The sequence below is a fragment of the Streptococcus sp. CF8_St5-11 genome (assembly GCF_024295625.1).
Classification (GTDB): Bacteria; Bacillota; Bacilli; order Lactobacillales; family Streptococcaceae; genus Streptococcus.
On sequence record NZ_JANCOJ010000001.1, the window covers coordinates 114,088 to 139,652 of the forward strand.

Here is a 25,565-nt window from a genome sequence, read left to right on the forward strand (position 1 = left end):
GTAATAATGGAATTCTGTCAATATTTTGGACACATTTTCGGAGCGATTCATTTAGTCCACTTAAAGTAAAAACAGGAACTTGCTTACAACTAATAGTGTATAAACAAATTCCTTACAAGCTATTTCAATGGTGATACATAATCATCTGGAAGTTTACCTCTCCAGTCAATCCACATTTGCTCAGCAATCGGAATTAATCTTTTTAGCTCTTCCTGAGTAAATAATTCTCTAGTTTCAGGTATATCAATTAATGATGTGGGACTCTCTTCTATGAAACGTTTCTCACTAGCCCTCTTTTCTTCTTCCGTCGGTGGCCAAGAATCATGCTTAATCTTCCAAGATATTTCGAGTAGTGATCTCTCTCCACTATCTAATAGAGAGAATAATTCTTGGGGTAAATCATAGACTGCTAACCAAGAAGCCACAGTTCCCTCTTCTAAAACTAAATAATATTTGTCCTCATTTTTCCAGATTGACTTCCCGTATCCTTCTACTTCTTCAAACTGGATAACATCTTCCCATTCTAATTTACTATGTTCCATGTATGCTCTCCGCTCTTTGTACTAATATCTTTCATTACACATTCAGGAATATCTCCTGTTGATCATTGTAACTATCTAGTTGACTGTTATACCAAACCCAGACTGTTAAATGGAATAGCTAGAGGAGAGATCTTACAGGATAGAGTTTTTCAACTCTTCCCGTACTTGCATTAAGAGAAGGCCTAGCTTGTTCTTCCCAGAGCCATCTCCTCCATCAGCCCAGTAGTCGTCATTTCGTGTATGTTCGATGAGGATGCCATCTCCTGTCGCGAGCAATTCTTTCGCGATTTCTGGATTTTGGCTAAATTTCATTCGAAGGGCCTGGAGCATCACTTTATCTTTGACCTCTTCCCAATCTGGTCTCAAGGGATTTTGACGATTACGTCCCTCTAAAGCAGCATCCATCGGAGATGCTATCTGACGAATTTTCTCTTGAATTTGGGGCACTAAAAACTTTTGCGCTTGAAAATAATGCTCTGATGTTGGCCAGATTTTGCTACCATCTGAAAAAGGGTAGGGAGCGAAATCAGACATAAAACCATAATCATCATTTACTTTATAAAATTTAATTTCTTTCACCTTTAACCTCGATTCCAAAATCTTCTAATGATTTTTGCTTTTCTTTTAATAACTGTGTCACATAATCAGGGTCTACCTTGAGGAATAGCTTCAATGTATCATGAATTCGCCAATAATTATCTTCCGATTTGTCCAAGATGGTTGCAAGGAAGTGTTTCAAGTAGGGGATGTATTCAGAAAAACCATTACCCTCAACTAAGTAGTAAAAATATGAAATATCATAATAACTGTTTCCAGCCTGCTCTATAATTTGACAGACATAAGGAAATATATCTTTCCTCGCTTGATCGCCATTACCTCTATCTGACTGATTAGCCCAATAGTTAATAAGAGCATCTAATATGATCCGATTGGTATCATCATAGCCATACAGACGATGCGAAATCATCCACTCTAATTGCCCTTGACTGAACATCTGTGTCAAGACATCAAAGCCTTCTCTGATTCCCCAAATGGTCAACAATCTAGAGGATTTATAACGCAAAAATTCATCATCACTAGACAATAATGAAGTCAACTTTTGAATCGTTTCTTCGGGAACATCTTCTAGATCAACATCTTCCAATAGATCTGCATAATCAACCCCTTCAGGGACTTTATAAAATAAATCTTCAAATTCTTTATTGTTCATCACTTCTCCATTATTCTGGGAATTATTTTCAACGTCAATCCACTAAAGTCACAGGAAAACTATCTTCCCCACTACGTATGTTATCTTCCATTTCTTTCCACTCAATCACTAATTTATATAGTTCTTCAGTTGGAATAAAGCAAGGGCCTCCTAAAAGTTCTTCCTCAAATTGGAAGTAAACTGCATTCTCTTATTCCGTTACATGACATAGAAAAAAGTAACTATCACAATCAATAATATATAGAGAGTACCAAAAATAATGATATGTAATCGTAAGATTCTGTCATGACCTGGATACCTTTCAACGTAGCCTTGTTTAGGTTTTTGGGGATTACACCATACCGTCATTTTAGAACCAATTGGGAATATTTTTCTTAAATCTAATACATGATAAGGACTTCTGATAAATTTTGTATCAAATACGTCAGCTTTCGCTTTTTTCGAAGTTGTTGTTTCAAAAGTTGAATAAGAGAAACGTTTTTGATATATTTTTCCTTCTACCACATATTCAACAACTGGTAAGGCAGCTAAATCCGAACCATTTAAATAACTATGTTTAACCACTTCTCCAATAACTTGCATAGTTGAATATTTCTGGATATTCTTCTCCCTTTTATAGAATAAAAAATATATTAAAAGGAGGAAGCCAAAAAAAGCTGTGAAGGTGAATATTATTTGAATATATAGGGCTTTCGTCATTTTACAACCGCCTTACTATTTAAAATATATGAATAGAATTTAGTTTAAGGATTTTCTTTATTCCTTTGCCAATCATTCTTTAAACTCACTTTTGTTTAAATCCTATTTTACCAAAATATGCCCATGAATTCATACTCAACCAAAAAGAGAGCAGCAAACTGAGCTGCTCTCTTTTTGGTTTATTTTTCTACCATTCCGCCCTTGATAAGACTGTCTTTCGTTACTGAATAACTGACTGTTTTGTCATCTAGGGGATTAAATCCTGGTACGATTTCTTTTAATTTATTAAAATCGATTTTTGTGTAATCAATGGTATTGCGGATATAAAAGATTCCGTCTTTGTATTCTGATGTTAGTTCAAATCCATGGCCCATCAGATCTTTGAATTTTTCTTGGCTCTTAGCAACGGCTTCTTTCATGGTTTCAAGAGGGTTCTCACCAGGCACTTTTGAGACGTCGTAATCATCAACTTTTTCTTGTAATAACAAGGTATCTCCCTTGTAATACAATGTAATAGTTGACTTACCTGCTTCATCACTCGTTTCGAGAACGGTTTTTTGTGCACCTGCTAGTGCATCTTCTTTTTTGCTTTCATCAGTTGATGACTCTTTTGTCTTCTCTTTAGCGGATGATTTGCTTGTTGCTTTACTAGTTGCTTTAGTAGACGATGGACTAGTAGATTTTGTAGTCTCTTTTTGTGCGCAACCAGCTAAAAGAAGACCCGCTGTCAAGAAGACGGCTAACATTTTTGTGGTTTTATTCATTTTGAATACCTCACTTTTTATGATGGTTAAGGAAATGACTGACGTTTGAAACGAGTCATTTAGCAAGATCAACTGTCGTTTTAAATGTTATTAGAAAAGCCTCAAAAATGATGTTCGCAGTCCCTCCTTATCGATCATTGTAGCCATCTGGGTGGCTGGAATGCCAAGCCCAGGCTGTTTGGATGATGGTTTCGATATTGTCAAATTTTGGTTGCCAGCCGAGGATGGCACGCGCCTTCTCAGAGGATGCGATCAGGGTATCTGGATCTCCTGGTCTGCGATCGGCCAGCTCAAGTGGGATCGGATGCCCTGTCACCTTGCGGGCTGCTTCAACGATTTGAAGATTGGAGAATCCAGTCGAAGAGCCCAGGTTAAAGGCTGTAGATGGGTTGCCATTACGCAGATACTCCACTGCTAAAAGATGGGCATCTGCCAAGTCAAATGGATGGACATAGTCCCGAACATTGGTGCCATCTGGTGTCTGGTAGTCATCTCCAAAAATAGAGATCTTTTCGCGTTTGCCTTGGGCCACTTGCAAGACGATCGGCAAGAGATGGGTCTCTGGTCCATGGTCTTCTCCGATGGATCCATCTGGCTTGGCACCCGCTACATTAAAGTAACGAAGGGGAACATACTTGATCCCGTAGGCTTGATCGGCCCAGCGCATGATGGTTTCCATCATGAGCTTGCTTTCGCCATAAGGATTGATCGGTTTTTGTGGAGTGGTTTCAAGAATCGGAATTTCTTCTGGAATGCCGTAGGTGGCAGCAGTTGAAGAAAAGACGATGTAGTGGACCCCACATTCATGCATGACTTCCAAGAGTTTGACCATGCCTGCTGTATTGTTGTCAAAATATTTCAATGGATCGGCCATGGACTCCGCGACCAGTGAGTAGGCCGCAAAGTGGATGACCGCATCGATATCTGCATGTTCCTTAAAAACAGTGCGCATAAAGTCTTGATCCGCCAGGTCTCCTTGGTAAAAGACGGCATCTGGATGCACCGCTGCACGGTGGCCTGTGACCAGGCTATCGACCACCACGACTTTTTCCTGTCCTTCATTGACCAAACGGTCGACCATGTGGGAACCGATATAGCCAGCTCCTCCGAGTACGAGTATTGCCATTTGTTTTCCTTTCGCTTCTTGTCTTCTCTCTTATTGTACCAAATTTATGTCGCTTCTCCACACTTAAAGTGTTGCAACAAAGCGTCTAAAGGCAGCTTGTCCTTCTGCTGTTCTCTTGTAGACTCCAGCATCTTCCAGCACGCGCGCAAATATCTGGCCGACTGATTCACGGACAAGGGCTTCTGCCTCTGCTTCGTCTGTGATGGCTGGGTGAGTGGCTTTCAAATCATCTGCCCAAGGCTGGTGGTAGGTCGCCACAGTATTCTCACGTCCAAGCAAATAGTCTTGAACCTGCTTGAGCTCTTCCTTGAGGCGAGGTGGCAAAATAGCCAAGCCCATGACTTCGATCAGGCCGATATTTTCTTTTTTGATGTGTTGCACATCCGCATGTGGGTGATAAATGCCATCGGGATGCTCTGGTGAGGTTTGGTTGTCACGGAGCACCAAGTCCAGTTCATAACGCCCATCTCGAATCCGTGCAATGGGGGTAATAGTATGGTGGGGCTGACCGTCGGATGCCGCTAAGACTTGAACGGCTGGATCCGAGTAGCCTCGCCAGGCTGTTAGGATATGGTCTGCCAGGGCAATCAATTGCGCCTTGTCATCTGATTGCAGACGAAGAACCGACATGGGCCAGTTAACAATTCCTAGCGATACAGCCTCAAATCCCTCAACGCTAAAGCTTTCCTCAACAGGAGCTAGCTCCATAGGGAAGGTGTGCCGTCCGCCTTGGTAATGGTCATGAGTCAGGATGGATCCCCCTACAATGGGCAGATCTGCATTAGACCCTGCAAAATAGCCTGGGAAAGTCTCGACAATGGTCAAGAGTCGTTCAAAGGTCTTGCGGCTAATGGCCATGGGAACATGTTGGCTATCGAGGAAAATGCAGTGTTCATTGAAGTAGGCATAAGGGGAATACTGGAAGCCCCAGTCATGACCGTCCATATCAAAGCGAATAATCCGGTGATTGACCCGAGCTGGATGGTCTAGGCGACCTTGATAGCCTTCATTTTCAAAGCATAATTGGCAGGCTGGATAATGACTGGCTTTGGCAAGTTTGGCCGCTGCAATGTCTTTAGGATCTTTTTCAGGTTTTGACAGATTGATGGTGATTTCAAGAGAACCGTAGGGAGTTTCTGCCTCAAAGGCAATATTTTGCGCAATGGCTTTGACTTTTATGTAATCATTGCGCTTAGAGAGGGCATAGAAATCCGCAATCGCGTCTTCTTTGGACTGACGGTAGGTCTCCCAGAAACGATGGTTGACCTGACTAGGGCTAGGGATGATCCAATCCATCAACTCTGCACCCAAGCTGTCCTTGGTGGCCATACTATCCTGGATCTTGCTATTTGCAACAGCGATCTCTACCAGCTGATCTTTGAGCGCAATCAACTCTTCTTTTTGGGCTGGAGCATCTAGCCCTTCTTCTCCAACGCGACTCATGATGCGATTTTTTAGATAAATCCGATCCATCTCTTCGTAGTCACTTGCCGCAATGACGGCTGTGACAAATGCATCCAAAATTCCCTGATTCATTGATTCTCCTTCTTACGTTTTAAATAGTCTCTGACAGCATCCAAATCCTGGAAAACTTGTTCTGCTTTAGTTAAGAAAGACTGTGCTGGTACTTTTAAATCTGGAACACATATGACTGGGATTCCAGCCCGATAGGCTGCTTCAATCCCTGCTTCACTATCCTCTAGCACTAAGCAATTCTCTGGTAAAGCATTCAAATCACTACAAGCCTTTAAAAATATATCTGGGTAAGGTTTACTTCGTTTGACATCTTTTGCAAAAACTAAATGGTCAAATAGGGACAGTACCCCATTGCTATCCAAGATCATTCTAGCCCGAGATTCAACACTTGAAGTTGCTAGGGCGATTGGAATGCCCTCTGTTTTCAAAAAAGTAAGCAAATTTTTAGCACCTTTTTTTAAATGAACACCTTGGGCTAAGATTCGAGCTTCTAGTTCATAAACTTTAGCCAGAGTTTGTTCGAAATTCCAAGGTAAATCATAGGTATCCAAAAATCGTTGAACATTTTCCTCTTCCCTATGTCCACTGTAGTCTTTAGAATAAGTTTCTTCTGTGAAAGGAATTCCAAAATCTCTAAGCAATTCTTGATAAACTTTTAGAGAAATGATTTCAGTATCGGCTAATAAGCCATCTAAATCAAATATTACAGCTTCCATTATTATCACCTAGTCTAAAACCCGTGTCCCTGCCGCAACTTCTGCAATATAAAAGCTAGGCGCATAGCCAACGACTTCTTCATAGCGTTTGCCGACAGCTTCTTTAAAGGCATCAACTTTATCTTTGTTTACAAGGGCGATGGCGCAACCACCAAAGCCTGCTCCTGTCATACGAGCGCCCAAGACACCTTCTTGTTCCCAGGCTGTATGCACCAAGGTATCCAATTCTAGACCTGTCACTTCGTAGTCATGCTCCAAGGATACGTGGGAAGCGTTCATGAGACGGCCAAAGCCTTCCAAATCACCTGCTTCAAGTGCCTTACGAGCTTGGAGGGTCCGTTGGTTTTCAAGTACAGCATGGCGAGCTCGTTTGATGCGATTTTCATCCTTGATCAAGAAGCTGTAGGCATCAAAAGCCCAGAGATCCAATTCCCCTAAGGTTTGGATATCCAATTTTTCTTGGAGTTCAGAAACGGCGGTTTCACATTCTGAACGACGTTCATTGTATTTTGAATCCGCTAATTCCCGGCGTTTGTTGGTATTCATGATGACTACGACATTGTCTTTGAGGTCCAGCGGTACCAGATCATACTCTAGGGTGTTGGTATCGAGATAAATAGCCCGTTGATCAGCTCCCATACCGATGGCAAATTGGTCCATGATCCCAGAGTTGACTCCGATGAAGTGATTTTCAGTTTGTTTGCCGATCTTGACCAGATCTAGACGATCTAACTGAAGATCATATAGTTTCTCAGCGATGACGCCAATCAAGAGCTCAAGCGATGCTGAAGAAGAAAGACCGGATCCGTTTGGAATATTGCCGTAGACATAGACATCCATACCGCTATCAATGACATGACCAGCTTCTTGCAAGAAGTGGAGCACGCCTTTTGGATAGTTGGTCCAGTTGTGCTCTTTTTCAAAGTGGAGATTTTCAAGTGGAACTTCAATGATCCCCTTGTCTTCAAAGTTTCCTGAGAAGAAACGCAAGACCTTATCCTCGCGCTTTCTTGCCGCTCCGTAGGTACCAAGTGTGATGGCTGCTGGGAAGACATGGCCACCATTATAGTCCGTGTGTTCACCAATCAGATTAATCCGTCCTGGTGAGAAGAAAGTGTGGTCAGCCTTTTCCCCAAAAACAGCCTGGAATTTTGCTTGTAAATCTTGAGATGTGATTGTTGTCGTCATGAGAAACTCCTTTAGCTTTGTAAACGTTTTTATACTTGTATTATATCTGATCACAAGTAAAACTTCAAGTGTTTTTAGTAAAATTTTATTAATTTTTTATTTTATGCCCAGAAAGGCGATAACAAAGGGTTTTCCTCCGATTACAACTTCTATTCCATCATTGCCATCTCGAGTTAATTTTAGTAAACTTTTACCAAAAAATCTCAATTGGGAAATCACCCAATTGAGATTCTGAATCCTTTAGTGTTTCTTTCTTGGATAGACAAAAGATCCAAGGAAGGTTAAGAGGCTGATGCCCATGAGGGAGAAGAGGTTCCCTGTTTGACCGGTTTTTGGCAATACCGATGATGCAGGACTTGCTGAAACACTTGCAGGAGCCTGATCAGTGGCTTGTTTCACAGCGATCGGAATAACTTGTGGAGCATCAAGAGTGCTAGCTTTTTCTTGCTTGCTAACAAGGACCTGAGTTCCTGTGTTACCAACCTCTACTGGTTGTGTCTGATGGGTTGGATCTTGGACTGGTGAAGTTGGATCTTGGGTTTCTGGTGTTGGCAATGGTGCCGGTGCTGGATAGAAGAGACCATGACCAATGCGGTAGGCGTACTCTGTTTCCGACATTTTTCCGTCTACAATTTTTGGAATATCCACCGGCAAGGTACCTAGATGTTCTTTGCCATTGAAGATGACTTCCACTCCTGCAGGAATATTAGGACCAAATGCATTGTCTGGTTTGAGGGATTCCGTTGGATCCATTCCCTTATTTCCATAGACTGCCAAAATGGCTTTGGCTGCTGGATAGTTGGCTACATCATAAGGTTTAGAGATAGAAAGGACTGCTGCCTTCTTATGGTTGGTATTGGCATAATTGACGATTTCAGTTGGGATCTTGGTCCGCCAGAAATCTTTATCTAGATGCCCTTCATAACCGATCTCTGAAATCACTACGATGTGAGTGGCTTTCTCTAGGTCTTCTTTTAGACTATCAAGGGTAGATTCTTTAGTGAAGTTCTTGGCCACAAAGGAGGTATCTTTTGGAAGCACTCCGTCATCAATTAAGCGACGCATACCCAAATCGAGTCCAGGAACTTCGTTTTCAAAAGCTCCTAAGAGTAAGACATGGTCCCCTGTTTGCACCTTAAATGGCAAGGTATTGTCTTCATTTTTTACAACCGTCACCGCTGCTGCAGCAATTTTGCGTTCCAAGTCACGGTTGAGGCTAGATCCGACTGCTTCTTCTGCTTTTTCAGCCGTCCGAACACTTGGATCAAAATTCAGGACCCCACGTTTTTCTTTGAGGGTCAGGATCCGACGAACCGACTCATTTAAGCGTTCTTCTGAGATGTCACCGGTTTGGACCGCATCTACCACTGCATTGACAATGGTATCAATCTTGGTCAAATCGGCTTTGCTGCGAAGGGTCGTTGGCATCAAGACCAGGTCAACTCCGGCTTTAATGGCCATCTTCACAGCTTCCACCTCACCGAAGTTCTTAGCGATAGCATCCATTCCCATGGCATCAGAGACAATCACGCCCTTATAGCCGTATTTCTTACGTACCAAGCCCGTTAAAATATCATCAGATAGAGTAGCTGGAACATAGATTTTCTCACCCGTTTCTTTTGACACAACCTGATCTTTTTCAATCTGCGGGTATTGGATATGAGCCGTCATCAAGAGGTCGACCCCTTCATCCATAGCTTTTTTGAATGGAAGGAGTTCCAATTTTTCAAGCTCAGCAAGAGATTTATCCACCAATGGCAGGCCCGTATGTGAATCGACCGCTGTATCTCCATGACCTGGGAAATGCTTGGCTGCTACAGCCACATTGTAGTCCTGAATGCCTTTCATCATCGGAATACCAAGATAGGCAACCCGATTTGGGTCAGATGAGAAGGAACGAAGCCCAATCACAGGATTTTGAGGATTGTTATTGGTATCTAGAACCGGAGCGAAGTCCACATTCAAGCCTAGCGCAGAAAGTTCACGTCCGATGATTTGACCGGCTTCTTTCGCTAGTTTGGGATCATTGGTAGCCCCAATGGCCATATTGCCAGGAAGGGCTGTACCTGTCCCCAAGCGGTAGACGATCCCCCCTTCTTGGTCGATGGCTAATAATAGCGGAATCTTCCCGTTATTGGCTTTGTTTTCAATCGCTGCCTTTTGCATATCTTGCGTCAGAGCCAGGGTCTGCTTGGTCTCTTTGACGTTTTCAGCAAAAAGAATGACGCCTCCAAAATCATATTTATCAATCGCATCTGCTACTTCAGCATTGACCTTGGTGAGATCCTGTGGCGACTCCTGATTAGCCTCCTGCCACTTACGGAAGTCCGGCATGATCATTTGGGTCACTTTTTGTTTGAGTGGCATGTTTTCAATCAGTTTTTCCACTTCAGGAGATGCCGTCTCTGTTGATGTTACCGTTGGAGAAGCAGCAGGGACAGCGGCACGGTCTGTTGAAGTCGGTGTTTCGGCCACTTCCCCCTGATTTTCTGTGGTGTTTTCTGGCGTTGGAGAAGCCACCACCTCTTCTACTGTTGCTGCCGGTTCATTGGCTTGATCCGACACTTGAGCTGTGTCTGCTTTTGCTGTTTGAACGGATAATAGAGCAAAAGCCGTTAATAGGGCCGCAGATGGATAAATGATTTTTTTCATAAAGCGACCTCCTTTCTTTCAATAGATATTGTACCATTGTTTTATAGTTTTGTAAACGGTTGCAATATCTAAAACAGAAAAAGGATAAGCATTTTTTACTTATCCTTTAGTTCGTTCATATTTTTTTAAAACACCATTTCTTGACCATTTTCTGTCACTTGGTAAGTGCCCTCAGCAAGATCAATTCGGGCTACTGCTGTGACAGTTTGGTCTTTATTTTGGCGCGTGATGACAATGGTATGTTCATCTGGTGTTTCCACCTCAATGCTTCCTTCTAAGTCAAAAGCTTGCGAGTTGTTCCGGAAACTAAAGAGCTTGAGAAGGGATTGCACGACTGGTCGCTCTACTTCTTGAGCGATTTCTTCATTGCTGTAGTAATGACGGTTGATATTGCGGCCTTCTTTGGTGTTTTCTAAGAGTTCCAAATCATTCTTCCCAGCTAGGAATCCAACATAATAAACTTGTGGAATACCTGGTGCAAAAGCTTGAATTAAGCGGGCTAGGAAGTACTTACGATCGTCATCTCCAAGCGCAGAATAGTAGGTCGAATTGATTTGGTAGATGTCCAAGTTGTTGTATTCTGCTGTTGAATATTTGCGTTTAACATTTGCCCCAACCTTATAAAGCTCATTTGAAGCATAGTCAATCTCTTCATCAGTCAAGATATCCTTGACATCGACCACCCCAATCCCGTCATGGGTGTCCAGCGTCGTGAACTGCTTCATCGGACTCATCTTCAACCACTTGGCAAGGCGCTCCACTTTTGAGCTATAGAGGGTATAGAGGGTTACCATGGGTAGCGCGAAGTCATAGACATAATAGTCGTGATCGGCAATCTTAAATTGGATAGAATAGTGCTCATGAATCTCTGGCAAAAGCTCAGCACCGTAGCCTGCTGCCATATCGCGCACCTTATCCAACAAATCCCAAATGTCTGGCTCCACGAAGAAATCATTTGTGTCCAATTTCTTCACTGCATAGGCAAAGGCATCTAGGCGAATGAGGTCACAACCATTACTTGCCAGGTGTTCGATGGTCTTGCGTATAAAGTCCATGGTCACTTCCTTGGTCACGTCTAGGTCAATCTGCTCTTCCCCAAATGTATTCCAGAGATGCTCAGTCGTCCCATCCGCAAAAGTGATAGCTTGTTTAGGAGCTCGGTCTTTGCGCTTATAAATCAAGTCCACATCTGCTTGAGTCGGACGATTCTCCGGCCAGAACTTGTCCCAGTTTAGGAAAAGATCCTTGTAAGCACTTTGGTCATGCTTCTCTTGATAATCTTTGTAGTATTTAGACTGACGGGAAATGTGATTGATCATAAAGTCAAACATGAGATAGTACTTGTCGCCCAAGCGTTTGACATCTTCCCAATCACCAAAAGCTGGATCCACTTGGTCATAGTCTACAGGCGCAAAGCCTCGGTCACCAGTTGATGGGAAAAATGGTAAGAGGTGTACTCCACCTACTGCATCTCCAAAATATTTCTCCAGATTTTCATAGAGATCCTTAAGGTTATTTCCTAAGCTATCTGAGTAAGTAATTAACATGGTTTTGTTTTGAATTGGCATAATGGTTCCCTTTCTTTTTTGAAAGCCAAGTCTTTGAGGACCTGGCTTTCATGAGTTTTTCTATTTTAGAATTACTTCCTAGGATACGATTGAAATCAGCAAGCTGAATCGTCCCTTTGTATCTTGTTATTTCACTGCGCCGTTGCTCATTCCTGCGATGATATGGCGTTGGAAGAAGAGATAGACAATGGTGATACTGATAATACCGACAACGTAGGAAGCAAAGCTTGGTCCGTAGTCGTTGAAATATTGACCTGCATAGTTGTATTGGAACAAAGGCAAGGTCCACATTTTTGAATCGCGGTTCAAGACAAGGAGTGGCAACATGAAGTCATTCCAGAACCAAAGGGCATTGATAATCATCGTTGTCGCATGCATCGGTTTCATCATTGGGAAGATGATGCGGAAATAGGTTGTGAATTTATTAGCCCCATCGATCTCTGCTGCTTCATCCAAACTTTCTGGAATCGAGATTTTGATATACCCTACATAGAGAAAGAGGGTCTGTGGAATCGCATAGGTCAAGTAGAGCAAGATCAAACCAAAGGTGTTAGCCAAACCGAGTTTACTCATCATAACCGTAATCGGAATCATGATGACTTGGAAAGGTACGAAAATCCCAAGGATCAAGAGGGTGTACATGATGGTAAAGGCTTTTCTCTTACTCATATTACGTGCAATGGAGTAGGCTGCCATAGGGATAAAGATCATCACAGCAAGTAAAGACAAGACAGTGATGACAACAGAGTTCCAATAATAGCCTCCAATGCCATCAGCTAAGAGACGGCTAAAGTTGTCCCATGTGAAGTTCGTTGGAAATCCAAAGAAATTATCTACAATATCTTTGGTGGGTTTGAAGGAACTAAAGAGGGTGGCAAGGAGCGGTACTAAAATCAGAACCGATCCTAGAATCAATAGAATGTATTTGCCAATCAAGGCTTTTCTTTCATCTTGTTTCATCGTGCTTCTCCTCTTAAATTTCAAATTTCTTAGATACTCTCAATTGGATGATCGAAATCACTACAATCAAGAAGAACAGGATTACGGCAATGGCATTGGCATAACCGAATTGGTTGTTTTTAAAGGCGTAGTTATAAACCAAGAGTCCAAGTGAGGTTGTGGCATTGTTTGGACCCCCACCAGTCATGGCAAAGACTTGGTCAAAGGCGGTAAGCCCACCTTTTAGGGCCAGGATAAAGACCATAGAGACACTTGGTAGCAAGTAAGGCAATTCAATATTCCAGAAGACTTGCTTGCTCGTCGCACCATCGATTCTTGCTGCTTCTGTAATCTCGGTTGGAATAGATTGCAGACCAGCTAGGAAGATAATGATGGGCATGGCCACCCCTTGCCAAAGAAGGACAAAGACAGCCGCAAAGATTGCTCCCCACTTAGTCCCTAAAAGACTGGTTTGGAGAAACTCGATATGAAGGGCATTCCCAATCGCTGGTAGACCATAGTTGAAGACTTGTTTGAAGATCAACGCCACTGTTAAACCAGACAAAACAGCTGGGAAGAAGAACCAAGCACGGAAGAAGGTTTGGCCTTTGATCTTTGAGTTCAAGACACGCGCAATAAAGATCCCAAGGGCAATCTCACCAACTACCATGGCAATCGTGATGATCGCAGTAAAGCCAATAGCATTCATGAATTTTGGATCCATAAAGAGGAGCTTAAAGTTGTTCAAGCCGACAAACTTGTAGTTATAGGTCAAACCTGTCCAGTTGGTAAAACTGTAAAAGGCTCCTTGGAACATTGGCACATAGAAGAAAATTGCTTGTAATAAGAGGGGAATGACCACAAAAGCCCATGCCCAATATTTTTGTAATACTTTTTTCATCGTCTCTCTACTCCTAATCCACATCCGCTTTCATCGGGTTAAAGAAGGCATTCAAATCATTGACCATTCCTTGTTTATCACCTGTCAAGACATAGTTCATCGTCAAGGTATGGAAGTCTGCTTCACTGGTCCAGTATTGTTGCAACCATACCAAGTGACGATCCGTAAAGGCATATTTGGTCATCCCAGCAAGCGGTGAATCCTCTCCTGCTTGTTTGACCCCTTCGATCGCTGTTGGAGATCCGTCCACATCATAGTACTTTTGCATGACTTCTGGACGGGTCATGTATTCCACAAAGGCATTGGCTTCTTTTGGATGTTTGGTAGTAGCTGAGATAGACCATGCTAAGTCTCCCGCACCAACGGTTAAGCTTTGTCCTTTTTCTTTTCCTGGAATCATGAAGGTCCCAATCTTAAATTTCGGTTTTTGTTCATTGATAGCGGTAATGGCCCAAGACCCATTTGGTGTCATGAGGACATCTCCACGCGCGAAGGCACCAATAACATCTGTATAGCCAGCGCCTTCCCAGTTCTTTTGCTTAGAACCTTTAATGCGAAGGATATCCATGACCTTGATGTCATCCTTCATAATCGGATCAGACAATTTAATGGAATTTGGCTGAGAATAACGAAGGTATTGGTTGGCTTCTTTTCCGCCACCTGCTGCTGTCGCAAAGGCTAATTGATTATACCCATTGAGCGTCCAAGCATCTGCACCTGCAATTCCAAATGGTGTTTGTCCTTTGGCAACGATGTCTTTGACTAACTGTTCAAATTCATCCCAAGTTTCAGGAACCTTCAAGCCCAATTCTTCGAATTTATCTTTGTTGTAGTAGATTCCGTAAGCATTGGCTGTGAAAGGAACGTTGTAGACTTTTCCGTTGACAGCATATTTTTCAGCGTAGCCGTTTTTCACACGTTTCAGATAGTCTTTATTGCTTAAATCTTCGAAGACACCCGCTTTCGCCCATTCTTGCAATTCGATGGACTGTGGGTAAATATTGACTACATCTGGCACATCTCCTGCGAGAACACGTGTCTTCAACACCTCACCAGCGTTTGGTACATTGACAACTTTGACCTTGACCTTTGGATTTTCCTTTTCAAAATCACGCGCGATTTCTTCCAAGGTTTTGGTCATTTCTTTTTTCTGGTTGAAATACTCGATAGTCACTGTGCCATCCGCAGATTTTCCATCGTTGGAGCAAGCGCCAAGCCCAAACAAGGCTAGGCCTGTAGTCGCAAGAAGTCCGATTTTTTTATACCATTTCATTTGGCTGTCTCCTTTTATTTTTTGACAAAAACATATTGTTTGCTGAGGAAATCTCCCTGAGGAAGAACGACGGTTAAGCCGGCGTACATGAGCTCAGCTCCTGAATAGACTTGGTCCGTCCCTTCTAAGCGATAGAGCGCATCTTCTTCCAATCCTTTGAGTTTCAGGGTCGGCTCGATCTCCTCAACCGTTGATAAGACCCGTACATAAGTTACAACTGTGCGATCTTGATAAGTGAACTGGACGGCTGCTTGATTGCTACCTTGTCTTGGATGGATCAAGCGGTAGTGTTTTCCGAATTGAACAAGTGGTCGAATCGTTTTGTAATGTGTGACTTGAGCTGCGATCCGATCCAACTCTTCTTGTGGAAGACTGGTTAGATCCAATTCATAGCCCAGATTTCCCATCATGGCTACATGACCACGCGTTTCAAGTGGTGTCATCCGTCCCATCTGGTGATTTGGCACTGCTGATACGTGAGCCCCCATAGAAATGGTAGGATAGAGGTAGCTAGAACCGTACTGGATCGGAAGTCTGGCAATGGCATCCGTATTGTCACTCGCCCATACCTGCGGGAAGTAACGCATCATACCGAGGTCATTGCGGCCACCACCTCCGGAGCAGGACTCAAAGAGGATGTTCTCGTACTTCTCTGTCAAGTAAGAAACCACTTCATAGAGACCTAAGATATACGCATGGGATTGCATCTTGGTTTCAAGGTAGGTTTTCCCATTTCCAAGTTTGGTGATATTGCGGTTCATGTCCCATTTGATATAGTCGATCTCATGATTTCCAAGTAAGTCATCCAAGACCTGCTTGATATAAGAAACCACTTCTTTATTTGCGAAATCGAGCACCAGTTGATTCCGTGAATAGGTGTGTTCGTAGCCTGGGACTTGAATAGCCCAGTCCGGATGAGCCCGATAGAGGTCGCTATCAACAGAAATCATTTCTGGCTCCACCCAAAGGCCAAATTGAAGTCCCTTGTCATGGATGCCTTGGATCAGTTCTGCTAGGCTTCCTCCTAATTTTTCTTCATTGACAGTCCAGTCACCGAGAGCCCGATTGTCATCATAGCGATTGCCAAACCAGCCATCATCAAGAACAAAGAGTTCGATTCCCACTTTTTGAGCCTCGTCTGCCAGCTCCAATAATTTTTCTTTCTTGAAATCAAAGTAGGTCGCTTCCCAGTTGTTGATAAGAATTGGACGTTCTTTATAGGCAAAGGGACTAGGAATGATATGGTCTTGGACAAATGCTTGGCTCTCTTGACTGAGACCGGTCAATCCCTTATGGGAGTAGCTGATCATGGCCACTGGTGTATCAAAGCTCTGATTTGGCGCTAACTCCCAGGAGAAGTTTTCTGGATTGATTCCCAATCCAACGCGAACTTCATTGAGTTGATTCTTTTGAACAAATCCTTCAAAATTCCCACTATAGAGCAGTTGGAAGGCAAGGGCAGAGCCGGCATCTTCGGTCACTTCATGCTCAGCAAGAATGAGGGCTGGGGTCTGCGCGTGTCCAGAAGCACCACGGTTGGAGCTGATGGAGAAGATTCCTTGTTCCACTTGCTGACGGCGGACTGTTTTTTCTCTCGCATAGGCCCCTTGAAGGGTGATGACATCATAGTCACTGGCCGGGACATCGGCCAACACACTAAGGGCCTTATGGATCACGACGGTTTCATCACTGCAGTTTTCAATCTTTGAAAAGCTGGTGATGGTTGCCCGATCTTCGTAGGCTGTGTAATAGAGGGTCAAACGAAGGGCCGCTTGATCATCTTCAAAGACCAAAGCCAAGGTTTCAGCGCTATCTACTGTATGGGGATTGGGAAGACCATTCGCCTCGACACTACCAGAGTAGATATTGGCTCCGACATAGAGGAAATCCGTCACCTCTGTGGCACCGTGCTGGATTTGAATAGACGGCTTTCGAAAATCTCCAAGCCCGTGCTGTCCTAGGATCTGACGCTGGGTATCCAAGCTGAAGGTTCGATTGTCAGGTGTTGGATTTCCAGAGAAAGCATGATCCTTCTCATGCACTGTATTGGAAAAATGATAAGATGGGATCGGACGTCCCAGATGCTTGAGCATTAGGTAGCCATCTCGATTTTCAAGGATCAGGCTCAGTCCCTTACTTTCTACATAGAACAAATCCTGTTCGATACGAATTGCCATGTCTTCCTCCATTGGACCCGAAAAAATATCACTATGTATTTTTAAATTCAGTTCCAATAACTTTCTTTTTTCACATGTCTTTATTTTACATAATGTAAACGTTTACTAAAATAGAATTTTGTTGGACATATATGGTAAAATGTTAGGTAGGAGGTTTCCTTATGTTAGTCTTTTCTGAATACCAAACCGATACCATTGACCTAGCCCTTGATTTTTATGGCTACGAAGATTGCCCGAAGAACTATGAATTTGGCCCTAGCGTCCGAGATAATTTTGTCCTGCATTTTATTACAGAAGGGAAGGGAGTCTTTCACTTCAATAAGAAAGAAATCCAGCTAGAGGCTGGGGATCTCTTTCTCCTCCCTAAAAATATGGTGACCTACTACAAGGCCGATGCCGAAGAACCTTGGTCCTACTACTGGATCGGTATTAGTGGCACCAAGGTGAGTGATTTCATGCGTTTTTCAACCCTGCATGCAAAAGGTTTTCTGAAGAAAACAGAAGTGGAAACAGAAAAGATCGGCCAGTTTATGGAGCGACTCGTCCACAAGGCAGAGGCTTCGAAAATGACTTCTCACTACCAACTCCACCTACTCTCACAGATCTATGAACTGCTATTTCTTATCAGTGAAGTAGCTCCCGATATCCATCGAAGCCATCCATCTCCAACCTATCAACTCTACCTAACCTGCAAGCATGTGATTGAGACGCATTACAATAAAGAGCACTTGAGTATTCAAGAGATCGCTGATAACCTCAATGTTCATCGCTCCTATCTGACAACTGTCTTTAAGGAGTTTCACCAGATCTCTCCCAAGGAATTCTTGCACTCGGTCCGCATGCAGCGTGCCCAACAGTTACTGACCAATACGGACGAAAGCATTAAGATTGTAGCTTACTCGGTTGGCTTTTCAGACCCCCTTTATTTTTCAAAGGCTTTTAAGGCATATAGCCAACTGACTCCTAGCCAATATCGCAACAAACATAAAATTTAGTAAAATTTTATTTCTTTTTACTAGTTTTTAGAGTATACTGGAAGTAGAAATCAATAAAGGATGAACTATGGCAACGATTAAAGACATTGCGGAAAAAGCAGGCGTTTCTCAGGCAACGGTTTCTCGCGTTCTCAACCAGGATGCGACCTTATCGGTCAGCGAAGACACGCGCAGTCGGATTCTTCGCATCGCTGAGGACCTGCATTACCAAAAGAAAAGCCGCAAAACAGTGCCTCAACCAGTTGAAGATTTTCATAAAATCGTCATCTTTGAATGGTACACACGCGAAGAAGAATTAGATGACCTCTACTACTATGCCATTCGGATGGGGTTAGAAAAACAAGCCCAGGAATTAGGCTATGAGATCTTTCGTATCTTTAATAATGACGATTGGTCCTTGATTCAAGAGGCAGACGGCATTATCGCTCTTGGGAAATTCAGTCCCAAGACCATTCGAGATCTAGAAAGCTACGGCAAACCCCTGATCTTTGTCGATAGCAATACCCTCTATCTAGGGCATTCCTGTGTGACGACCGATCTAGAAGATTCTGTCATCACCGCTCTCGAGTATTTCCTTGATCATGGCCACAAGGAGATTGGGCTCTTGGTCGGGCAGGAAGAGACGGCAGATGCGACACCGCTACAGATGGATCCCCGTCAACGAACTTTTCAACAGTATCTCACAGAAAAAGGGCTTTATGAGGAGCGCTTTGTCTCTGTTGGTCAATTCTCGACTGAGTCGGGATATCAGATGATGGAGCAGCTGATTCAAGCACTGGGCGACGACTTGCCAACTGCCTTTTTCATGGCCAGTGATGCCATAGCTGTTGGGGCCCTTCGGTCCCTTCAGGAGCATCAAATCGCTGTACCAGATCGCGTCAGCATCATTTCCTTCAATGATACTTCCATCGCCAAGTATGTCTTTCCTGCCCTCTCTACAGTGACCGTCTACACAGAAGAAATGGGCAAGCAAGCCATTCAGATGTTGCGGCAAACCTTTCAAGGGAGTCAACCAAGTGTTCCCTGCATGGTCAAATTAGCCACCAAACTGACGATTCGAGACAGCAGTCGCTAGGAGGTCTTAATCTTATGAAAACACACGAAATCCTCTTTCAAACCCTTTCTCAGGCAGATGATTATGTCAACGGAGAGCAACTAGCAAAAGAATTAGGCGTTTCCCGCACCTCCATCTGGAAGGCTATTCAGCGCCTGGAAAAAGATGGGGTCGTCATCGAATCCCTAAAAAAGAAGGGCTATAGACTGGTTTCAGGCGATATTCTGCTTCCTGAGGTCATCGCAAGCAATACCCAGTTGACCGTTACTTTGAATGAAGAATGTCATTCTACCCAATTGGACGCAAAATTAGGCATGGAAGCCCATAAAGAGGGCAGGGCTCTCTACCTAGCCAATTCGCAATCCGCTGGAAAGGGCCGCTTCGGTCGGGACTACTACTGCCCTGATCAAGGGGGCATCTACATGTCCCTTCATCTCAAGCCTCAACTGCCCCCTGCGGAGCTCCCCCCATATACCCTCATGGTCGCTGGAGCCATCTACAAGGCTATTAAAAACCTGACCCTGATCAATATCGATATCAAGTGGGTCAATGATATTTACTACCGCCATAAAAAAATTGGGGGAATCCTTACCGAAGCTATCACGTCCATCGAGACTGGTCTCGTCACGGATGTTATTATCGGAGTCGGTCTCAATTTAGCCATCCCTACTTTTCCAGATGAGCTACAAACCAAGGCTGGTTCCTTATTTGAAGGGCCTTGTCCCATCACCCGCAATGACCTCATCAGTGAGATCTGGAAAGAATTCTTCCAAACGGATATCGATGAACTGGTCTACCTCTATAAAGAGCGCTCCCTGGTCTTAGGCCGAACTGTCACTTTTGAGCAAAATCAGCAGACCTATCAGGGCATCGCCAAAGACATCTCTGATACCGGCCAACTCTTGGTCCAATTAGACAATCAAGAAGAAATCTGGCTCAATAGTGGCGAAATCTCCTTGACGAAATGGTGAAATGATGTATAGAAATAGCCACCCGAGGGTGGTTTTTTTGATCTATTTTGAAAGCTCCTTCTACCCAAAAACTACGGAACTTCATTCTTTTTAAGATATCCATAACTAGTTACGGCTTTAGCTCTTGCTCCATTTTTTCAACAAAGCGATTTAATTCTTTCTGCACTTTTTCTAGGAGCTCTTTTTGCTGAGAATCACTGACCTCAACTCGGTTAGTGGTCCCATCTTTCTCAATATGGAAATAACTAGCATGTAGTAATCCCCACTCTTTATCTAATGAAAAGGCTACATCTATTTTTTCACCTTCAATGATCGTTGAAGAGGTAATCAAGATTTTATTGTCATCTGAACTAGGAACTCTTACCATACATTTCAAATCCCCATCCATTTCCAGTTGGTCTATGCCACCCACACGTCTGATCTCTGCGTCTGAAGGAATCCCATAGCCAGCTTCTCTAATGGTATTGGCATTACGATGATCAAGTATTCTTGCCAGCAATTCAATTTTATTTTTAGATGAAAAATTTGGAGCTGGTTGTTCATCCGGAACAAAGAGAAGCCAAGCTACTAACACAGTCATTCATAATAATAGAAAGATCAATCCTTTTTTTAGCACAGACATCCTCCTTTCCTCACTTCTTTTCTAGCTCCGCTTCGATGTATGTCTAGTATAGAACAAACCACCTCGAGGGTGGTCTGTTATTATCATAATTAAAAACACCTCAAAAGCTAGAAATAATCCAACTTTTGAGGCGTTAATCAATTAAGGCTCATTATTAATAACATAGCCGCCACTACCGAATGTATAAGAAACACCGTCTATAATTAGAGTTTTATTACTTGCAAATGCACCACCATCGTTAGGATCTGCATAATATTTGAGTCCAGATAATTCAACCCATCCTGTTATCAATTCACGTGTAACTGGGTCGAAATAATAGCGTTTTCCATCTATTAATGTCCTCTGACCTACAAATGCCTTACCAAATTCGTCAAAGCAATACGTTTTCCCATCTATAGTTTGCCAACCTGACAATCCTTCTCCACTTTCTGGGTCGTAATAATACCATTCTAGACCAGGGTATCCTTGTTTAGATATCCAGCCCGTTTTCATATCGGAATTAACTGGATCGAAATAATATCTTTTATCACCTATCTTTTGGAAACCTTTTAACGCGTGAGGGAGAAAGTAATACCATTTCCCATCTATATTTCTCCAACCAGTAGCTTTTTCTCCGCTTACAGGGTCGTAATAATTCCATTCCGTACCAGAATATCCTGGATAAGATATCCAACCAGTTTTCATATCACAATTAACTGGGTCGAAATAATATTGTTTTCCATCTATATTTTGACCACCAAAACGTGCTCCAAATGCGCTAAGGTAATACCATTTCCCATCTATCAATTGCCAGCCCATTTTTTTATCACCGTTTACAGGATCGTAATAATACCACCCAGAGTAATCTCCACCATTATACACATTATATTGCCAACCAGTTATCATATATCCTCTACTATCAAACTTATAGTCTTTACCGTCGATATAAACTTCTTGGTTTTTATAATAAGAACCATTATTTAGTGAATACCACCAACCAATATTATCTTGATGCCAATCAGCCTTTACTTGAGATACTGGAGTTAAAAGTAATATTACTAATGCCCCACCTAGCAAACACTTAGTTGCTTTTTTCATCTTCATTTCCTCCTTATATTTTGTATACGCTTTCATTGTAGCATGTTTATTTCTCTAAATCAAATGATGTGTGGATATATGAAGATCACCATCAACGAATTCAAATATAGAGTCACTCTCTTTTTATTTCTCCTTCAAAAGGCTATCAGTGTTCACTTTTAGATAAAATTATATAAGATAGTATCTGAAATAGAATCAAAAAAATAATTAAAGAAATAACCTTATAACTCACTCTAATTTTATAATACAATTCTTTATAATCATAGTTAAAAGCACCTTGAAAGTTAGAAAAAAATCTAACTTTTAAGGTGCTGATCAATTAAGGTATATTGTTTATAAGAGTACCTCCACTATCGAATGTGTATGAAATACCGTCTATAATTAAAGTCTTACTTCTTGCAAGTGCACCACCATCATTTGGATCTGCATAATATTTATATTTACCTGACTCAAACCATCCTATTTTCAATTCACAAGTATCTGAATCAAAATAATAATCTTTTCCATCTAAACCACTTATACGACCACTGTATGCCCCATACAGGCCAAAGTAATACCTTTTCCCATCTATGTTTTGCCAACCTGATAGCTGTTTCCCACTTTCTGGGTCGTAATAATATCTTTTTGTACCAGAGGCCTCTTGTCTGCTTACCCAACCCGTTTGCATATCGCAGTTAACCGGATCAAAATAATAATTTTCTCCATCTAAATTCTGCGAACCTTTTAAAGCACTAATTGTAAAGTAATACCATTTCCCATCTATATTTCTCCAACCCCTAGCTTTTTCTCCGCTTACAGGGTCGTAATAATTCCATTCCGTGCCATCATATCCTGGATTAGATATCCAACCAGTTTTCATATCACCATTAACTGGGTCAAAATAATAAGATTTCCCATCCATGTATTGCTCACCAATAAGTGCTCCACTTCTAGTAAGGTAATACCACTTTCCATCTATATTTTGCCAGCCAATTTTTTGATCACCATTTACTGGATCAAAATAAGACCAGTTTATTTTTTTCCGACTAGTAGCATTACGCTCCGCTATCGGCTGCCAGCCGGTCATCATATAACCTCTGTCATCAAATCTATACCACTTCTCGTCAATATAAGCTCCTGTGTTTTTATAATAAGAACCATTGTTCAGTGAATACCACCAACCAACATTATCCCGTTTCCAATCAGCCTTTACTTGAGACATTGGAGTTAAAATTGATATCATAATCGCACTAGCAAGCAATAGCTTATTTTTTTTCATTTTCTTTCCCTCCTTGCACGATCTTTGTATACGCTTTCATTGTACCATGTTTATTACTCTAAATCAAATGATGTGTGGATATAAGGAGGCTATTATCAATGTATTCAAGGGTAAACAAAAAAATTTGCACATTTTTCTTATAACAACAGAGGTACTTACTCCTCTACTTATTTTCTTCAAAAACATTGCAAATGTCCATTTAATGTCAAATACAATGTGACTTATCTATCAATTGTTTATTTATCGATTGCGAAATCCCCTAAAAGCAGTAATTTGAAAAATAATAAAATTTTAAAAATATTAAATTGAGTCTTGAATATTCATCAGAGCAAACTCTTAACTTTCCGGAAAACGTTTCTTTTTTTAGAAAAATATAATTTCATTATTTATCATTCAATAATTTTTGATTCCTTCATACTCTACCAAACACCATCCTCCTATTATCCCCCCACTTGTGGTATGATGGTAGAGTATGTTTAGGTGCCAGCAACCCTGCTCGAGCACCTCCGTGCTAAAAGGAGAACGAATATGAAAATCGCATGGAATGAAATTAAATACCAGCCCAAGAAGTTTATCTTGATTGAACTCCTCATTACCATACTCATGTTTATGGTGGTGTTCTTGTCCGGTCTGACAAATGGACTGGGCCGGTCGGTATCAGCCCAAATCGATAACTATGGGTCGCTGCACTACATCCTTTCGACGGATTCAGAAGAGATTATCCCCTTTTCAACCATTACGGCGAAAGATATAGATGAGGTCCAAAAGATAGAGGGAATGGGCTATTCGGGTTTGTCCATCCAGCGGGCAACCGTCTCAAAATCAAAGGATTCCAATACTCTGGATATCACCTACTTCGCGACCGACCACAATGAAGAGGAAATCCTCAATCCAATCATGGAAGATACAGACCTCAAGATCTCCGACCTAAAGAAAAACGAGGTCATTTTGGACAGTTCTTTCAAAGAGGATGAAGGAATCCAAGTCGGCGATCAAGTGATTGATATAACCTCTAAGCAAAAACTCAAGGTCGTGGCCTTCGCGAAAAATGCCAAATACGGCTATAGCGAGATTGGTTTCATCAGCTCGGATACCTACACAGGCATGCAGCAAAAAACAGATCCAAGCTATCAATGGCAAGCCCAAACCCTTGTGACCAAGAAAAGCATCACTTCTAGCGATCTAGCCAGCAACTTAATGGTGGCGGATAAGAAGCAAGTGATCGATAAAATCCCTGGCTACAAGGCTCAAAACCTGACGCTACGGATGATCACGTGGGTGCTCTTACTCGCTTCTTCTGCTATCCTTGGGGTCTTCTTCTATATCCTCACCCTGCAGAAGTTGAAACAGTACGGTGTCTTGAAGGCCATTGGCATGTCCATGAGCCAGATTACCTATGTCCAACTATCCCAGCTCACCATCATCTCCCTCATCGGAGTGCTGCTGGGGCTTGGCTTGGCAACCATAATGGCGCCATTTTTACCCAATAGCGTCCCTTCCTTTATGACCCTGAAAGACAACCTCACCATCTCGGTTAGCTTTATCCTGGCCTCTATTTTGTGTGGTGCCTTGTCCCTTGTCAAAATCAAAAAAGTAGATCCAATCGAAGTCATTGGTGGAAATGGAGAATAAGATGGCCATTATCGAATTAGAAAATATCAGAAAATCCTACGCCGATGGTAGCCAAATGCACCATGTCCTCAACCAGCTTAATTTAAGCGTAGAACCCAACGAATTCGTCGCCATCTTGGGCCCATCTGGATCTGGCAAGTCCACGCTTTTAGCCATCGCTGGCTTGCTTTTATCAGCGGATGAGGGCCGGATTCGCATCGCTGGCCAAGACTTGACCGGTCTCAACCAAGGCCAGTGGACGCAAAAACGGCTGGAATTGCTCGGCTTTATCTTCCAAGATCACCAGCTCCTCTCCTATATGAAAATCGGTGACCAGTTAGAACTGGTGGCCAAATTAAAAGGGGAGAAGGACAAGAAAAAACGCCAAGAGGAAGTCAAAGCCTTGCTGGCAGATCTTGGCATCGAAGCTTGTTACCACCAATACCCGAATCAGATGTCCGGTGGGCAAAAACAACGGCCAGCCATCGCTCGCGCCTTCATCGGAAATCCGCAGGTCATCTTAGCCGATGAACCAACAGCTAGCCTAGACCCAGATCGAGGGCAAGAAATCGCCCAATTGATCCAAAAAGAAGTTAAATCCAAAAACAAGAGCGCCATCATGGTAACCCATGACCGCTCCATCCTGACCTATGTTGATACCATTTATGAATTAAAACATGGCCAATTGCTAAAGGTAGAAAAGGTTGATTAAATACAAGAGAGTGGGACAGAAATCGGTAATTCGT

Annotated in this window: 23 protein-coding genes; 5 read left to right on the forward strand and 18 right to left on the reverse strand. The window is 42.5% G+C overall.

Going from position 1 to position 25,565, the window contains the following annotated elements; translation table 11 throughout:
- Positions 1-119: 119 nt before the first annotated feature.
- The 15 genes from NMM13_RS00580 to NMM13_RS00650 form a co-directional block, all read right to left on the reverse strand.
- Positions 120-542 (reverse strand): hypothetical protein, encoded by a 423-nt coding sequence (locus tag NMM13_RS00580; protein ID WP_049506594.1) that lies wholly within the window; start codon positions 540-542, stop codon positions 120-122.
- Positions 543-674: 132 nt separating this feature from the next.
- Positions 675-1,121, reverse strand: a complete 447-nt coding sequence (locus NMM13_RS00585; protein WP_368077068.1) for an NADAR family protein — start codon at positions 1,119-1,121, stop codon at positions 675-677.
- Positions 1,108-1,752: a hypothetical protein gene (locus tag NMM13_RS00590; RefSeq protein ID WP_254726856.1), complete on the reverse strand. Its 645-nt coding sequence runs from the start codon at positions 1,750-1,752 to the stop codon at positions 1,108-1,110. The genes NMM13_RS00585 and NMM13_RS00590 overlap by 14 nt, the downstream gene beginning before the upstream one ends.
- Before the next feature lie 198 nt (positions 1,753-1,950).
- Complete coding sequence (locus tag NMM13_RS00595; protein ID WP_134974568.1) at positions 1,951-2,334, reverse strand: hypothetical protein; 384 nt, start codon at positions 2,332-2,334, stop codon at positions 1,951-1,953.
- 296 nt (positions 2,335-2,630) lie between these two features.
- On the reverse strand, positions 2,631-3,215 hold the full coding sequence (locus NMM13_RS00600; protein WP_045759595.1) for a DUF1307 domain-containing protein: 585 nt from the start codon (positions 3,213-3,215) through the stop codon (positions 2,631-2,633).
- Positions 3,216-3,342: 127 nt separating this feature from the next.
- A complete protein-coding gene (gene galE, locus NMM13_RS00605) occupies positions 3,343-4,341 on the reverse strand; it encodes a UDP-glucose 4-epimerase GalE (protein ID WP_118095322.1) in 999 nt (332 codons plus the stop codon).
- A gap of 63 nt (positions 4,342-4,404) precedes the next feature.
- Entirely contained in the window at positions 4,405-5,877 is a 1,473-nt protein-coding gene (gene galT / locus NMM13_RS00610) for a UDP-glucose--hexose-1-phosphate uridylyltransferase (protein ID WP_254726858.1), read from the reverse strand.
- Positions 5,874-6,533, reverse strand: coding sequence for an HAD family phosphatase (locus NMM13_RS00615; RefSeq protein ID WP_254726860.1), 660 nt, complete (start codon positions 6,531-6,533; stop codon positions 5,874-5,876). Before NMM13_RS00615 ends, galT begins: the two co-directional genes overlap by 4 nt.
- Before the next feature lie 9 nt (positions 6,534-6,542).
- Positions 6,543-7,709 carry a galactokinase gene (locus NMM13_RS00620; protein ID WP_254727607.1) on the reverse strand — a complete coding sequence of 389 codons (1,167 nt, stop codon included), beginning with the start codon at positions 7,707-7,709 and terminating at the stop codon, positions 6,543-6,545.
- Positions 7,710-7,961: 252 nt separating this feature from the next.
- Positions 7,962-10,373 carry a glycoside hydrolase family 3 N-terminal domain-containing protein gene (locus NMM13_RS00625; protein WP_254726862.1) on the reverse strand — a complete coding sequence of 804 codons (2,412 nt, stop codon included), beginning with the start codon at positions 10,371-10,373 and terminating at the stop codon, positions 7,962-7,964.
- A 125-nt stretch (positions 10,374-10,498) separates the two neighbouring features.
- The gene (gene gtfA, locus NMM13_RS00630) at positions 10,499-11,941 is read right to left on the reverse strand and encodes a sucrose phosphorylase (protein ID WP_254726864.1); all 1,443 of its coding nucleotides are present in this window, start codon (positions 11,939-11,941) and stop codon (positions 10,499-10,501) included.
- A 126-nt stretch (positions 11,942-12,067) separates the two neighbouring features.
- Positions 12,068-12,901 (reverse strand): carbohydrate ABC transporter permease, encoded by an 834-nt coding sequence (locus NMM13_RS00635; RefSeq protein WP_021153463.1) that lies wholly within the window; start codon positions 12,899-12,901, stop codon positions 12,068-12,070.
- A 13-nt stretch (positions 12,902-12,914) separates the two neighbouring features.
- Complete coding sequence (locus NMM13_RS00640) at positions 12,915-13,781, reverse strand: carbohydrate ABC transporter permease (RefSeq protein ID WP_000757161.1); 867 nt, start codon at positions 13,779-13,781, stop codon at positions 12,915-12,917.
- A 13-nt stretch (positions 13,782-13,794) separates the two neighbouring features.
- On the reverse strand, positions 13,795-15,054 hold the full coding sequence (locus NMM13_RS00645; protein WP_049499208.1) for an extracellular solute-binding protein: 1,260 nt from the start codon (positions 15,052-15,054) through the stop codon (positions 13,795-13,797).
- Positions 15,055-15,068: 14 nt separating this feature from the next.
- Positions 15,069-17,231, reverse strand: coding sequence for an alpha-galactosidase (locus NMM13_RS00650; RefSeq protein ID WP_254726866.1), 2,163 nt, complete (start codon positions 17,229-17,231; stop codon positions 15,069-15,071).
- A 161-nt stretch (positions 17,232-17,392) separates the two neighbouring features.
- On the opposite strand from NMM13_RS00650, the gene NMM13_RS00655 reads away from it, so the two are divergent.
- The 3 genes from NMM13_RS00655 to birA all read left to right on the forward strand — a co-directional run bounded on the left by NMM13_RS00655 (position 17,393) and on the right by birA (position 20,251).
- Positions 17,393-18,226 (forward strand): AraC family transcriptional regulator, encoded by an 834-nt coding sequence (locus NMM13_RS00655; RefSeq protein ID WP_049491927.1) that lies wholly within the window; start codon positions 17,393-17,395, stop codon positions 18,224-18,226.
- A gap of 67 nt (positions 18,227-18,293) precedes the next feature.
- The gene (locus NMM13_RS00660; protein WP_254726868.1) at positions 18,294-19,301 is read left to right on the forward strand and encodes a LacI family DNA-binding transcriptional regulator; all 1,008 of its coding nucleotides are present in this window, start codon (positions 18,294-18,296) and stop codon (positions 19,299-19,301) included.
- Between the two features lie 14 nt (positions 19,302-19,315).
- On the forward strand, positions 19,316-20,251 hold the full coding sequence (gene birA, locus NMM13_RS00665; protein WP_155169532.1) for a bifunctional biotin--[acetyl-CoA-carboxylase] ligase/biotin operon repressor BirA: 936 nt from the start codon (positions 19,316-19,318) through the stop codon (positions 20,249-20,251).
- A 109-nt stretch (positions 20,252-20,360) separates the two neighbouring features.
- On the opposite strand, the gene NMM13_RS00670 is transcribed toward birA, so the two are convergent.
- The 3 genes from NMM13_RS00670 to NMM13_RS00680 all read right to left on the reverse strand — a co-directional run bounded on the left by NMM13_RS00670 (position 20,361) and on the right by NMM13_RS00680 (position 23,208).
- Positions 20,361-20,825, reverse strand: a complete 465-nt coding sequence (locus tag NMM13_RS00670; protein WP_254726870.1) for a hypothetical protein — start codon at positions 20,823-20,825, stop codon at positions 20,361-20,363.
- A gap of 189 nt (positions 20,826-21,014) precedes the next feature.
- Positions 21,015-21,950 (reverse strand): N-acetylmuramoyl-L-alanine amidase family protein, encoded by a 936-nt coding sequence (locus NMM13_RS00675; RefSeq protein WP_195189532.1) that lies wholly within the window; start codon positions 21,948-21,950, stop codon positions 21,015-21,017.
- Between the two features lie 319 nt (positions 21,951-22,269).
- Positions 22,270-23,208 (reverse strand): cell wall-binding protein, encoded by a 939-nt coding sequence (locus tag NMM13_RS00680; RefSeq protein WP_254726872.1) that lies wholly within the window; start codon positions 23,206-23,208, stop codon positions 22,270-22,272.
- A 528-nt stretch (positions 23,209-23,736) separates the two neighbouring features.
- On the opposite strand from NMM13_RS00680, the gene NMM13_RS00685 reads away from it, so the two are divergent.
- Together NMM13_RS00685 and NMM13_RS00690 are read left to right on the forward strand one after the other, a co-directional pair.
- Complete coding sequence (locus NMM13_RS00685) at positions 23,737-24,840, forward strand: ABC transporter permease (protein ID WP_254726874.1); 1,104 nt, start codon at positions 23,737-23,739, stop codon at positions 24,838-24,840.
- Position 24,841: 1 nt separating this feature from the next.
- A complete protein-coding gene (locus tag NMM13_RS00690; RefSeq protein WP_254726876.1) occupies positions 24,842-25,531 on the forward strand; it encodes an ABC transporter ATP-binding protein in 690 nt (229 codons plus the stop codon).
- Positions 25,532-25,565 lie beyond the last annotated feature (34 nt).

Bases quoted from the DNA above. Each gene is read 5' to 3' on its own strand.
- NMM13_RS00625 (WP_254726862.1), bottom strand. From the start codon at position 10,373: ATGAAAAAAATCATTTATCCATCTGCGGCCCTATTAACGGCTTTTGCT.
- NMM13_RS00685 (WP_254726874.1), top strand. From the start codon at position 23,737: ATGAAAATCGCATGGAATGAAATTAAATACCAGCCCAAGAAGTTTATC.
- galE (WP_118095322.1), bottom strand. From the start codon at position 4,341: ATGGCAATACTCGTACTCGGAGGAGCTGGCTATATCGGTTCCCACATG.
- NMM13_RS00580 (WP_049506594.1), bottom strand. From the start codon at position 542: ATGGAACATAGTAAATTAGAATGGGAAGATGTTATCCAGTTTGAAGAA.
- gtfA (WP_254726864.1), bottom strand. From the start codon at position 11,941: ATGCCAATTCAAAACAAAACCATGTTAATTACTTACTCAGATAGCTTA.
- birA (WP_155169532.1), top strand. From the start codon at position 19,316: ATGAAAACACACGAAATCCTCTTTCAAACCCTTTCTCAGGCAGATGAT.
- NMM13_RS00655 (WP_049491927.1), top strand. From the start codon at position 17,393: ATGTTAGTCTTTTCTGAATACCAAACCGATACCATTGACCTAGCCCTT.
- NMM13_RS00645 (WP_049499208.1), bottom strand. From the start codon at position 15,054: ATGAAATGGTATAAAAAAATCGGACTTCTTGCGACTACAGGCCTAGCC.
- NMM13_RS00660 (WP_254726868.1), top strand. From the start codon at position 18,294: ATGGCAACGATTAAAGACATTGCGGAAAAAGCAGGCGTTTCTCAGGCA.
- NMM13_RS00680 (WP_254726872.1), bottom strand. From the start codon at position 23,208: ATGAAAAAAAATAAGCTATTGCTTGCTAGTGCGATTATGATATCAATT.
- NMM13_RS00690 (WP_254726876.1), top strand. From the start codon at position 24,842: ATGGCCATTATCGAATTAGAAAATATCAGAAAATCCTACGCCGATGGT.
- NMM13_RS00600 (WP_045759595.1), bottom strand. From the start codon at position 3,215: ATGAATAAAACCACAAAAATGTTAGCCGTCTTCTTGACAGCGGGTCTT.
- NMM13_RS00590 (WP_254726856.1), bottom strand. From the start codon at position 1,752: ATGAACAATAAAGAATTTGAAGATTTATTTTATAAAGTCCCTGAAGGG.
- NMM13_RS00595 (WP_134974568.1), bottom strand. From the start codon at position 2,334: ATGCAAGTTATTGGAGAAGTGGTTAAACATAGTTATTTAAATGGTTCG.
- NMM13_RS00675 (WP_195189532.1), bottom strand. From the start codon at position 21,950: ATGAAAAAAGCAACTAAGTGTTTGCTAGGTGGGGCATTAGTAATATTA.
- NMM13_RS00635 (WP_021153463.1), bottom strand. From the start codon at position 12,901: ATGAAACAAGATGAAAGAAAAGCCTTGATTGGCAAATACATTCTATTG.
- NMM13_RS00615 (WP_254726860.1), bottom strand. From the start codon at position 6,533: ATGGAAGCTGTAATATTTGATTTAGATGGCTTATTAGCCGATACTGAA.
- galT (WP_254726858.1), bottom strand. From the start codon at position 5,877: ATGAATCAGGGAATTTTGGATGCATTTGTCACAGCCGTCATTGCGGCA.
- NMM13_RS00650 (WP_254726866.1), bottom strand. From the start codon at position 17,231: ATGGCAATTCGTATCGAACAGGATTTGTTCTATGTAGAAAGTAAGGGA.
- NMM13_RS00640 (WP_000757161.1), bottom strand. From the start codon at position 13,781: ATGAAAAAAGTATTACAAAAATATTGGGCATGGGCTTTTGTGGTCATT.